Origin of the sequence: Rhizobium sp. NXC14 (assembly GCF_002117485.1) — a bacterium.
Taxonomy (GTDB): Bacteria; Pseudomonadota; Alphaproteobacteria; order Rhizobiales; family Rhizobiaceae; genus Rhizobium.
In genome coordinates, this window is the sequence record NZ_CP021033.1 from 438,894 (window position 1) to 448,977 (window position 10,084).

General features: G+C 60.7%; 15 protein-coding genes. 3 read left to right on the forward strand and 12 right to left on the reverse strand.

The genetic code is table 11. The features are described from left to right. Positions 1 to 68: 68 nt before the first annotated feature. The 4 genes from NXC14_RS30110 to NXC14_RS30125 form a co-directional block, all read right to left on the reverse strand. Positions 69 to 299, reverse strand: coding sequence for a hypothetical protein (locus NXC14_RS30110; RefSeq protein ID WP_085782059.1), 231 nt, complete (start codon positions 297 to 299; stop codon positions 69 to 71). Between the two features lie 203 nt (positions 300 to 502). Next, on the reverse strand, positions 503 to 751 hold the full coding sequence (locus NXC14_RS30115; protein WP_085781669.1) for a hypothetical protein: 249 nt from the start codon (positions 749 to 751) through the stop codon (positions 503 to 505). A 65-nt stretch (positions 752 to 816) separates the two neighbouring features. Continuing rightward, positions 817 to 1,224: a hypothetical protein gene (locus tag NXC14_RS30120; protein WP_085781670.1), complete on the reverse strand. Its 408-nt coding sequence runs from the start codon at positions 1,222 to 1,224 to the stop codon at positions 817 to 819. A gap of 15 nt (positions 1,225 to 1,239) precedes the next feature. Next, on the reverse strand, positions 1,240 to 1,530 hold the full coding sequence (locus tag NXC14_RS30125) for a hypothetical protein (RefSeq protein ID WP_085781671.1): 291 nt from the start codon (positions 1,528 to 1,530) through the stop codon (positions 1,240 to 1,242). A 443-nt stretch (positions 1,531 to 1,973) separates the two neighbouring features. Here NXC14_RS30125 and NXC14_RS32795 point away from each other — a divergent pair, with 443 nt between their 5' ends. From NXC14_RS32795 to NXC14_RS30140, 3 genes are all read left to right on the forward strand, one after another. Further along, the gene (locus tag NXC14_RS32795; RefSeq protein ID WP_198175597.1) at positions 1,974 to 2,162 is read left to right on the forward strand and encodes a hypothetical protein; all 189 of its coding nucleotides are present in this window, start codon (positions 1,974 to 1,976) and stop codon (positions 2,160 to 2,162) included. 133 nt (positions 2,163 to 2,295) lie between these two features. Then, on the forward strand, positions 2,296 to 2,658 hold the full coding sequence (locus NXC14_RS30135) for a hypothetical protein (RefSeq protein WP_085781672.1): 363 nt from the start codon (positions 2,296 to 2,298) through the stop codon (positions 2,656 to 2,658). Between the two features lie 47 nt (positions 2,659 to 2,705). After that, a complete protein-coding gene (locus NXC14_RS30140; RefSeq protein WP_085781673.1) occupies positions 2,706 to 2,930 on the forward strand; it encodes a hypothetical protein in 225 nt (74 codons plus the stop codon). A 299-nt stretch (positions 2,931 to 3,229) separates the two neighbouring features. On the opposite strand, the gene NXC14_RS33225 is transcribed toward NXC14_RS30140, so the two are convergent. From NXC14_RS33225 to NXC14_RS30180, 8 genes are all read right to left on the reverse strand, one after another. Next, on the reverse strand, positions 3,230 to 3,391 hold the full coding sequence (locus tag NXC14_RS33225) for a hypothetical protein (protein WP_164517833.1): 162 nt from the start codon (positions 3,389 to 3,391) through the stop codon (positions 3,230 to 3,232). Positions 3,392 to 3,474: 83 nt separating this feature from the next. Next, positions 3,475 to 3,663 carry a hypothetical protein gene (locus NXC14_RS30150; RefSeq protein ID WP_085781675.1) on the reverse strand — a complete coding sequence of 63 codons (189 nt, stop codon included), beginning with the start codon at positions 3,661 to 3,663 and terminating at the stop codon, positions 3,475 to 3,477. A 9-nt stretch (positions 3,664 to 3,672) separates the two neighbouring features. Next, on the reverse strand, positions 3,673 to 3,855 hold the full coding sequence (locus tag NXC14_RS30155) for a hypothetical protein (protein WP_085781676.1): 183 nt from the start codon (positions 3,853 to 3,855) through the stop codon (positions 3,673 to 3,675). 10 nt (positions 3,856 to 3,865) lie between these two features. Next, complete coding sequence (locus tag NXC14_RS30160; RefSeq protein ID WP_085781677.1) at positions 3,866 to 4,081, reverse strand: hypothetical protein; 216 nt, start codon at positions 4,079 to 4,081, stop codon at positions 3,866 to 3,868. Positions 4,082 to 4,184: 103 nt separating this feature from the next. Continuing rightward, on the reverse strand, positions 4,185 to 4,385 hold the full coding sequence (locus NXC14_RS30165; RefSeq protein ID WP_085781678.1) for a hypothetical protein: 201 nt from the start codon (positions 4,383 to 4,385) through the stop codon (positions 4,185 to 4,187). A gap of 11 nt (positions 4,386 to 4,396) precedes the next feature. Then, on the reverse strand, positions 4,397 to 6,316 hold the full coding sequence (gene malQ / locus NXC14_RS30170; protein ID WP_085781679.1) for a 4-alpha-glucanotransferase: 1,920 nt from the start codon (positions 6,314 to 6,316) through the stop codon (positions 4,397 to 4,399). A 13-nt stretch (positions 6,317 to 6,329) separates the two neighbouring features. Further along, positions 6,330 to 8,108, reverse strand: a complete 1,779-nt coding sequence (gene treZ, locus NXC14_RS30175) for a malto-oligosyltrehalose trehalohydrolase (protein WP_085781680.1) — start codon at positions 8,106 to 8,108, stop codon at positions 6,330 to 6,332. Between the two features lie 295 nt (positions 8,109 to 8,403). After that, the gene (locus tag NXC14_RS30180) at positions 8,404 to 10,077 is read right to left on the reverse strand and encodes a response regulator (RefSeq protein WP_085781681.1); all 1,674 of its coding nucleotides are present in this window, start codon (positions 10,075 to 10,077) and stop codon (positions 8,404 to 8,406) included. Between the last annotated feature and the right edge of the window lie 7 nt (positions 10,078 to 10,084).

The window sequence follows — 10,084 nt, forward strand, 5'->3', positions numbered from 1 at the left end:
GAACGCATCTCTTCCGAAATGGATGCACGACGAAGACGATTTAGCGGCGGGTGCGCCGGCTTTCTCGATCAGATAACACTCCGCAAAAGGAACGGGGAGCGCTCCAGCGGACGCTGAGCGAGGATCCTGAGCATCGCCGGCCCCCGTATGCCGGCAGTGGTGCGCGTGCGGCCGTCATGATAGACGACCGTCATGACCTGGTTGAGAATATCATAGCGTATCTCTGCGATCGTCCGGGTGTGAACCGGAAATACGCATTCGTCGGGCTCAGATGTCTGCCCGGAGGTTTTCAAAGTCATCGCGATGCCCCAACGATAACAGCGCTCTGTCCCTCGCCCCCTGTTCAGTGCATCCGGCCGGAAATCATAAGCGCTAGCGGCCCAATCAAGCATATATTGCGCCCATGGTCGCGTGACATCAGCGTGACATGCAGTTTCGTCTGAGAAAATGCTTAGAAATCAGCAGCTTATGAAAGCGGCAAGTGCCTGTAAAAGTCCCGCAATCAGTGCAATGTCGTCTGTAATGCGTGGACCCGAGCCACCTCAGGCCAGCGTTCGCTCCTGCGCGCGAGCGACCGGACGGCCTCGTCCACCGCAAGAACCGCGTCCCTCAGCCGTTCGATCTCATAATCAAGTTCATATCGCTCGACCTCATCAAGATCATGCCTGTCCAGCAGCCCACTCGCCGCTTCGATCAAACGGTCCGTGCGCCGGACAATATCCAGAGCGCGTCGTATAAGGACGTCAAGCATGCAATTCCCTCCTTGCCCGAAAGAGAGTCAGGCAGAATCGGAATGCTGGCAATCCTCAAATCTTGTCAGATCCGCTCGCGCACCCTGTCGTAGAAATCCTTGAGTTCGCGCAAGGCCGACGGCCCACGATGGCGCGGTGGGGAGAGCTGACGCGAGGCAAGCGCCAACAAACCTCCGACAGCAGCCATGAGGACAAAGGTTGAGAGCGGATAATGTTTCACCAGAGCCCCGGTCTGGCGAACCGCCTTTCCGGCGCCGCCCTTCGCCGAACGCCCCGCACTGATGACCTGCTGCTGAAGCCTATCAACCTGTTTCCGTAGAGCGCTCAGTTCTGTGCGCAAATCGTCCTCGGCTTGGCGGGGGACCCCGACAGAGGCGGTGTTGATATCGACGATCGCTTTCGGAATCGGCTCGCCGATCTTGGCACCTTCGGTGTCGAGCGTCGTCCCCACCGTGTTCTTGCGGCGCGGCATGATCAGTTCTCCTCTCTAGTCGTCATCGAGCGAAAAAACCGGTCGGTAATGGCGCTGGGAAATCACCAAGCTTCGGTCGGGCTGGATAATATAAATCTCCTCGACTTGCCGCCCCCATTGATCCGTGAAGGTGTGCGGAAAGGATGAACCGACCGGGGATTTCGTCAGCTTTGTGCGCGGTTGCCCCTGATAGGTGATGCTGCCCGGAATGGGCTCAAGTCCCGCCGATGGGTAGCTGCCTGCACTGGTCTTGCAACCCGTCAGCGCGATGGCCATAACCAGCCCAAGCCCCATGCTCCGCCTCATCGAATCCTCCGGCTGCTTCGGCATTCGCCTGTCGCACAAATAACAAGGCGCGGCGGACATTGTTCCGGAACCCGGTGGCAGCAGGCAGGAGTTCCTCTTCGAACAGGAACACCGGGGCGGCGGTTATTTCGAAGCGAAGCGCGGCGCTGCGTCGATGCGCTTCGCCGACGCGGAAGCGCCGAACTGGCGCGCCAACGTTTCATCCAGGCCGCCCATTGCGGCCGGTGTCCTGGCGTAAAGGCAAGAGAGGCCCCGAAGCGCTCGAATAGCGGCTCCGTGCGCTAACGCACCAAGGAAACAGGCCGCTTGGTATCAAACGGGGCGGCTACTATCTTGATTAGGTGAAGAGCGATGACGTTAACCGGCAATCGTGGCGGACTTTCATGGCGATTTTCTACCGACCGATACTCCCGCAGGATTTCAGATGCCTGTCGAAGGCTGTCATGAGCTGGTATCGCCATTTCGGCGTCTCGGTAAGCGAACACGACAGCCAGATCCTGTGCAGCGCCGCCATCCAGCTCTTCAATGAAGGCAAGACCGATGTCGACGACCTCGCCGCAGGATTGATCGAGATGTTTCCCGCCCCGGATCTGCTCAAGATCAACGCTCCGACCTCGCAGTCGATCCACTAACATCTGCTAACCTTTGCTTCGGCGAGCCGAAGTTGCCGCAAACAAGAGGCGAAGCTCCTCCTTCGCGCGGTGCCACCCACTCTCGGAACAGGGTGCGCTTTGCCGCGTTCTCACGGTCTGAAGGAGGTGCGTTATGGCCAAGACAAAGATTCCGAAGAAGATTGCAGGTTACAAGGTGCCGAAAGCCATCCGAAAGAATTCGATACTGAAAACCTTACTGGCGAGCCCCAGCGGTCGTGACACGCTGGGAAAGGCGCTGATTGCGGGAGCCGGCGCTGCTGCGGCCGTGCTGGTGGAGGACCGCGATGACATTGCCGGCGCCGCAAAATCGAGTACGCGCAAGAGCGCAAAGACTCTTGGGGTGGTCGGGCAGGCCTTCCATAGTGCGGCCGATGCGGCCATCGATGTTGTGCGTGAGGCCGCCAGTTCGGCGCTTCCGAAGAATATCCGGAAGCAGGCGGAAGAAAACCCTCGGAAGGGCGTCGCCGTGCATTAGATGCGACGCCGCCCCGAAAGCATTCGAAGAGAAAGCTGGAATCTCTCTTGCGCAAACGCGCCGATAAAGGCGTCTTGTCTCAGGCCAAAGCGGCCGCGACGGCCAAGGCGCTCGGAAAGCTTGTGCGCAAGCACCCTCTCATCGCGGCCGAGATTGCCCTGGCGGGAACGGCCAGAGGCATCGCGGTCGCGGCCGAGGAAGTAAAGCATCGCATCCTACCTGATCATGATGTCGAGGAAATCGGAGACAAGGAGTCCGGGGAAATCGACTGAAAGACCAGGATCTGAAGGAGCCTGGCGAGGCCATTCTGAAGGAAACGCGGGCCAATATCACACCGAAGCAGCTGATCAAGGCTGTGATGAAATCGCATCCGCAGGCCACCAAGAAAGAAATCGTTTCGTGCGGCCTTCTACGCTTTTATTGCGCATGCCGGCAACGACCCCGAAATGGCCGGCATCCTTCAGAACTTCGCGATCACCCAGCGCGCCGAGGAAATCGAGTGACACTGCGGCGGCCGAAGATATCGGCATCCGAAGCGTGAATGAATCCTGGCCCGCCGTCAACCGGACAGCTAAAGCTCGTCGCTGCGACGCTTTACCGCGTGTTTTACAGCCAGCAAATGTCGGCGGCGTTCGATCATGTAGTCAGCATAACCGACGCAGATGTAAAGCAATGTCGGACCGGCGTAGATGACGATGAGAGCCAGTGCAACAAGGATGAATGCGGTCGTCATGGTCTGTTTTCCGTCATGTTGATCATGTAAAGCGGTGGACCTCGTGCCTTGGGCTCATCAGGTCCCACCGCCAGGTCTGTCCCTCACTTCTCTCTTGCGTCGTGGGTGTGGTGGCGATCATGCTCGCCGCCGCCGCCGGAAACTTTGCTTCGCGTACGTCTATCCGGCTCGGCTGCCGGTTTCGGTATCTCAAGCGGCGACTTGGCGTTTTCGTGGGATGCGCCTGGGCCGCCCTGGCGGATCGTCGACGGGCTCTTCTTCGAAGTAGACATCGATGCCTCCTACCTGTCCTGCTGGTAACCCTGATGGGTTGTGTTGACTTTGGTGTTTCCTTGTTGACCCTTCTTTTCCGGGTTTTCGCTGCCGCCTGTCATCGCGGAATCCTCTGCCTCGGTCCGCGCCGGCTTGCCGGCTCCCTTGTTGCTGACGTTGTCGGCGGGAATGGGGGGTAATCTGCTGCTCATCACCTTGTCCTCATTTAGGATTCCGATTGGAGCTGTGATCCGAATATTGCTCGGTCTGAACAGTCTTGCCGTCGAGACCGCGCTCTTTGGAGTGCCGGGTCTTGTCGCGGTTCGAAAGAACCGTGTTTGCGGGAAGCTTTTCCTCGTCGAGATTGGTCATCGCGCCGCTTCCGTCGCCCTTCCCCTTCGCGCCCGCGCCAATGTGCTTCCGGTCGGCATGTGCCATGGTTTTCTCCTTCCATTTATGGACTCAAACACACCAGGCCCATGGAGGTTCCGGGATGCGAAACTCAAATCGCCTGACGCTCGAGCGGACAAGCCGCGACGCCCTAAAGCTTGTCCAGGTGCCGCTGCAGTTCGTCCTTGGGGATGAAATTGTCGGTGCTGCCCGGCTCATGATCGGGATGCGATACCTTCACGTCGAGATCGTCAGGAAGCGACAATGCCTGCTTGGCGTTCATGATGCCCAGCGGCACCCGTCCTTCCTCGGTTTCTACGGCAACTTCGACAAGTGGTCTTCTGGCTTTCATTTCGGCGTTCCTTATCCCTGTCTAGTCGAAATCCGCCTGCTTCCCGATCGTTCCCTTGCCGCGTGAATCCGTGGCCTTTCTTCCCGCACCGCCGCCGTAATGCTATGCAGCAGAGGGTTCGACGCCAGCTCCTCCAACGAGAGCGACAACTTCGGCTTCCAGTTGGGGTAACTGTCGCTCGTGCCAGGGATATTGGTGGGCCTTTTCTCGTCGGTCAGGTCGGCAAGCCGAACCGCGACGAGAAGCGACGGAGTACGGGCGATGAAGCGGTAGGCGCTGACCGTCAATTCCCTCAAAGTCTCCCGGCCGGCCCTCGCACTAAGACCTGCCGGCACGTCGATGCCGGCAGCGAGGAGCGCGGCCTTCAGATTTCGTCGCTCGCGCCGGCGGTGCTGGAGATGTTTTGCCGTGAGATCGGGCGGCACGATGCCGTGGTCGCGGCGATCCTGGATGTCGGCGCTGCGCCACCAGCCGGCAAGCGTCTGGTGGTCGTGCGTCGAAATGCAAGTCAGGCCAAAAACGGGATAGGCATCCGGCGGCTTGAAGCCTTTCTCGTCCTGTTCATAGGAGAGAATGCGATAGGAGAGGATCTGCGCCGCCGCCAGCTCGTCAGGCAAATCCGGCGGGATCATTCCCAGCGCTTCGCCGATGACGAGGCATCGATACTTGTCGGACGTCTCGGCCAGGATCTGCAGAAGCCGATGCTGGGGGTAGCGGACATAGGCGCCGTCTTCCGGCGTGCTGTCGAGTGGCACCAGAAAGAGGCGGCGGAGCGCCGGCGCGTGATCGATACGGATCGCACCAGCATATTGCATCGCGGCGCTCACCATGCGCCGGTAAGGAGAACTGTCTCCTGCAGCGATGGCGGACGGCAGATATCCGGCGAGATGCCAGTCCTGCCCCTCTACCGCGAACGGATCGGGAGGGCTGCCGATGGTCGCTTTCGAGATATAGACATCCGGCTCGCTCCATGTCGCCGATCCGTCGACCGCCTCGCCGACGGCGAGATCGAGATAAAGCCCGATCCGCAGACCAGCTTTTCGCGCCCGGTCCGCTGCCTGCAGCAACTGCCGGTGGGCGAGCCACTGCAGCCACATATGAAAGCGGACCTCGTCCGCATACTCACGTTCGAACTCGGCGACGGCGGCGCTGTCGAAGCGCCGGAAATCTGCCGGCCATCCCTGCCAGCCAGCGCCTGCACCGCGTTCCGCCATGGAAAGCGAAAGACATTCAAAGAGCGCATGGCGCCGCAAGCTGTTGCCGCCTCGGGTGACGAAGGCATCGAAATCAACGGGATTGTAGGCTTCATGGGCGGCACCCGCCTGCAGCCAGGCGCGCCAGAGATCGCGCAGAGCTCCAAGCTTGGCTCTCGCAACTCCGACATAATCGACGAGGCCCCCCCCGCGAAGTCCCTCCAATTGCCGTTCGAGTTCGGCACTACTGACAAAACCTGGCAATCTATCGACCGCGATATAGAGCGGGTTGAGATGCTGACGGCTTGAAGGTTCATAGGGGCTGCAGCGATCGGGATCGGCAAGAAATGGTGCGTGAAGCGGATTGAGACCGATGAAATCAGCGCCAAGCTTCCCCGCCAAGTCGGCCATGTCAGACAGATCCTCGAAATCGCCGATGCCCCAGTTTCGCGCCGAACGCAGTTCGTAAAGCTGCAGGCTGATACCCCAGACCCGCGTCTTGAACAGGAAATCCGGCAGAAATGATTTGGGAATCGCCCTATCCGCCGGCCTCGACTGCTGCTCCAGTCGCGGTGGATAAGTTTGGCGATGGGTGGTTCCCGATAGCTCGACTTCCAGAGCCGAGAGTATCTTGCGTTTGGTGTCGGCGGAAATCGCCACCTCGCGATCGTCGGGACTCGGCCTGGTCGGGCTGATCCCGTATCGCCGGGCGAGCTTTTCGAGTTCGGCGGATTTCATCGTCCGATCGCCTTCATGCCATGCCCTCACCTGAGATGCTCCAGATCACCGTCCAGGGCGCCAATTGTCCTCCATCGCGGCCGCCGAGGCGGAAGATCGTTTCTCCTTCTTCGCGCCGCCGCAGAAGCGGCGCCGCCTCGCCGCCGAGATTGGCATCCAAATGAAGGCGACGGTCGCCGGCTAAAAACCAATCCACCGCGAGCGCTGTCCCCTCGGAGTGGTAGGTGGCTTTTCCGCCGCCGGCGCCTTTCAGCAGGGGAACGATCCGTCGATGTCGGAGGTCGAGAAGCGTCTTGTAGAATTCAAGCATTTCCGATGAGGCGCGTTTTGACCAGTCGAGCTTGGCCGCCGCAAAGGTCGACGGCGCCGTCGGGTCGAGAAGCTCGTCAGCGTCGAAACCCGGCAGGCGCGAAAGCTCCTCGCGCCTGCCCTTCCTGACCTTTTCGTTCAGATCCTCGTCGAAGTCGCAGAAGAACGGAAAAGGTTCTCGCGCACCCCATTCCTCGCCCATGAACAGCATCGGTATCTCAGGTGCCAGCAGGTAGATCGATGTGACGGCCTTGACAGCATTCGTCGGGCTCGAAGCCATGATCCGCTCCCCCAGCGCCCGGTTGCCGATCTGATCATGGTTCTGGATAAAGGAGACGAAGGCGGTGGGCGGCAGATGGCCGCTCGGCTTACCCCGGCTCCCGCCGCGGTAGGGCATATGCTCCCCCTGGAACACAAAACCTTCCGCCAGCGTCCGGCCTAGCTTGCCGGCGTCACCGGTATAATCGGCATAGTAGCCGAAGGTTTCACCCGTGGCGGTAATATGCAGCACATGGTGCATATCGTCGTTCCATTGGGCCGTGAACAGCCTCGCCTCGCCGTCTGCGTCACGTTCCAAAAGGTCGCTGTCGTTCTCCTCGTTTTCCACGATCAGATGAACATGCCGGTCACCGGCCGCAGCCTTGACGCGGCGGGCCAGCGCGTGAAGAAGATGCTCAGAACTGTCGTCCTTGATGGCGTGGACGGCGTCGAAGCGAAAACCGTCGAGCCTGAACTCGGTGATCCAATAGATGGCGTTCTCGATGACGAATTCGCGGATCATCTCAGAGCCGTCCCCGTCATAATTGATGCCGTGGCCCCAGGGGGTCCTGTGATGATCGGTAAAGAGCGGCGCATAAGAGGGGATATAGTTCCCATCGGGTCCGAAGTGGTTGTAGACCGCGTCGAGGAAGACCGAGATGCCGCGCTCATGCGCCGCATCCACCAGCGCCATCAGATCTTCCGGCCGGCCGTAAGTGCTGTCGGGTGCATAGGGAAGCACGCCGTCATAGCCCCAGTTGTAGCGGCCGGGGAAGTCGCTGAGCGGCATGATCTGCAGCGCCGTGACGCCAAGCTCCCGCAGATTGTCGAGACGCTCGATCGCGGCCTTGAAAGTGCCCTGTGGTGTGAAGCAGCCGATATGCAGTTCGTAGATGACCATCTCCTCCCAAGGCCGGCCGGCCCATTCGCGTGTGCTCCAGCGATAGGCGGCAAGGTCGACCACTTCGCTCGGACCATGCACATCCTGCGGCTGGAAGCGCGAAGCAGGATCGGGAATTTGAAGACCGTCCGGCAGGATGAAGCGATACTGCGTACCAGGGCCGGCATCCGCGACCGCGCACTTATGCCAGCCATCTTCAGCCGCTTGCATCGGGCGCGGATCAGAGCCTTCGATTTTCAACGAAACGCTTTCATGCAGTGGAGCCCAAAGGCGAAACAGAACGCCATCTTCGGTGAATGCGGGGCCGAACATCGTTTTGGTCAAGGGGAAGCCTTCGGTGAGTGAGGATGGGTTTGAGTAACTTTTAGCAGAGCGAAAAGTTTCACCGGAGTAGAGTACGCGCGACGAGATCTCATCAGCGGGCGGCGCAAATCCGAATTGGTCGCGGCGTGTTCATGCTGGTTCACGCGGACGAAGAGCAGTTTTCCATGTTAACCGCGCGCCTCATGGGCGGCATCCGCGGGCACGGCAGCCGATTCCTCCGCCACTCAGGCTGGTGACATAGGGGTTGAAGAAACGTCGATTATGCAGCACCCCCCAACGGCTGCCGCTTCGATCATCACGCCGCCGCGACCGTGGCCCTCAGAGCCTCGTCCATGGCCGCCTGGAGTTGCTCCTGCGTGAACGGTTTCGCCATCCTGAGCATCCGGCCGAGCCCCTGATCCTCGGCAAGCTCGACATAGCCGGAAGCGAGGATAACGGGCAGGTTGGGGAAGGCTGAACGAAGATGGCGTGCGAGCTCGGCGCCCGTCATGCCCGGCATGGCATGATCGGTGATGACGAGATCACACTCCTGTCCGCCAGCGAGGAATTCCAAAGCTTGGGTAGCGGAAGCCGCTTCCCGCGGCAGGTGCCCGAGATCCTCCAGCATTGCCACGGTTCCGGTCCTGACAAGCGCATCGTCGTCGACGACGAGGATGGCAAGCGATCGCGAGACTGCTTTCAAGGGTTCGGCGGCCGCAGGCACGTCCGCCGGCTCTGCCTTTGGAATGCTCTGCGCGACGGGCAGCCAGAGGGAGACGGTCGTGCCCTTCCCTCTTGTGCTCGAAATCTGGATGGAACCACCCGACTGCGCTGCCAGGCCGTGCACCATCGACAGGCCGAGACCGGTGCCTTTGCCGATCCCCTTCGTGGTGAAGAAAGGTTCGGCGGCGCGCAGAACCGTTGCCTCGTCCATTCCTTCGCCGTCGTCCGAGACCGATATCTTGATGTAATTGCCGCCTGCAAGGCCGGCCGGCCGGGTCTCCTCCGCCTCCGCGGCGACCGTCACCGCACCACCACTTTCGAGCGCATCCCGTGCATTGACGAAGAGGTTGAGCAGCGCCAGTTCCAGCTGGTTGCTGTCCACCAGCAGCGGCTCCAGATCAACAGGGATGCGCTTTCGGATCTCGACCCGCGGTCCAACCGCTTTGGCGAGCAGATCCTCGACATTTTCGAACAGCCGGAGGAAGTCGACCGCCTGCGGCTTCAGCTCCTGTCGGCGCGCGAAGGCGAGCAGGCGCTGGGTGAGCGCGGTACCGCGTTCGGCCGCCTGGATGGCGTTCGTCACCAGGCGTTCGCTGCGCTCGTCCGCCGGAAGCCGCTTCTTTAGCAGGCTGAGACTGCCGAGCACCGCCATCAGAAGATTGTTGAAGTCGTGCGCCACGCCGCCTGTCAGATGGCCGATCGTATCGAGCTTCTGCGCTTCGAAGAGCTGGGCCAGCGCCTCCTCGCGCTCGCGCGTCCTTTGGTCGATGCGATGCTCGAGCTCCTCGTTCAGCTGACGCAACTGCGCCGCCGAGGCTTCGAGTTCGGCGGTGCGCTGGTGCACCCTGGCCTCCAGCTCGGCGTTCAGACGTTCGAGTTCCCGCGTCTTCCTGTAGAGATCCGCAAAGACCCTGACCTTGGCGCGCAGCACCTCGGGCACGATCGGGACGGAGACGTAATCGACGGCGCCCACCGCATAGCCGCGCAACCGGTCTGGTTCCGCCAGCATCACGGCGGAGACGAATATGATCGGTGTGTTTTGATAGCGCGGATGCTGCCGGATCATGCTGACCAGTTCGAATCCGTCCTGCTCGGGCATGCAGACGTCGACGAGGATCACGGCAATTTCCGTGCGCAGCAGGTGCTCGAAGGCTTCGCGCGCCGATTGCGCCTTGATCAGATTTTCCTCGAGCTCTTCGAGAATGACCTCGTAGCTCAGGAGTTTGGCGGGCTGGTCGTCGACGAGGAGGATGTTGACGGGGTTCATGGCCGGA

Coding starts and splice junctions, on each gene's coding strand:
- NXC14_RS30110 (WP_085782059.1), bottom strand. CDS start 299: ATGACTTTGAAAACCTCCGGGCAGACATCTGAGCCCGACGAATGCGTA.
- NXC14_RS30115 (WP_085781669.1), bottom strand. CDS start 751: ATGCTTGACGTCCTTATACGACGCGCTCTGGATATTGTCCGGCGCACG.
- NXC14_RS30120 (WP_085781670.1), bottom strand. CDS start 1,224: ATGCCGCGCCGCAAGAACACGGTGGGGACGACGCTCGACACCGAAGGT.
- NXC14_RS30125 (WP_085781671.1), bottom strand. CDS start 1,530: ATGAGGCGGAGCATGGGGCTTGGGCTGGTTATGGCCATCGCGCTGACG.
- NXC14_RS32795 (WP_198175597.1), top strand. CDS start 1,974: ATGAGCTGGTATCGCCATTTCGGCGTCTCGGTAAGCGAACACGACAGC.
- NXC14_RS30135 (WP_085781672.1), top strand. CDS start 2,296: ATGGCCAAGACAAAGATTCCGAAGAAGATTGCAGGTTACAAGGTGCCG.
- NXC14_RS33225 (WP_164517833.1), bottom strand. CDS start 3,391: ATGACGACCGCATTCATCCTTGTTGCACTGGCTCTCATCGTCATCTAC.
- NXC14_RS30150 (WP_085781675.1), bottom strand. CDS start 3,663: ATGTCTACTTCGAAGAAGAGCCCGTCGACGATCCGCCAGGGCGGCCCA.
- NXC14_RS30155 (WP_085781676.1), bottom strand. CDS start 3,855: ATGAGCAGCAGATTACCCCCCATTCCCGCCGACAACGTCAGCAACAAG.
- NXC14_RS30160 (WP_085781677.1), bottom strand. CDS start 4,081: ATGGCACATGCCGACCGGAAGCACATTGGCGCGGGCGCGAAGGGGAAG.
- NXC14_RS30165 (WP_085781678.1), bottom strand. CDS start 4,385: ATGAAAGCCAGAAGACCACTTGTCGAAGTTGCCGTAGAAACCGAGGAA.
- malQ (WP_085781679.1), bottom strand. CDS start 6,316: ATGAAATCCGCCGAACTCGAAAAGCTCGCCCGGCGATACGGGATCAGC.
- NXC14_RS30180 (WP_085781681.1), bottom strand. CDS start 10,077: ATGAACCCCGTCAACATCCTCCTCGTCGACGACCAGCCCGCCAAACTC.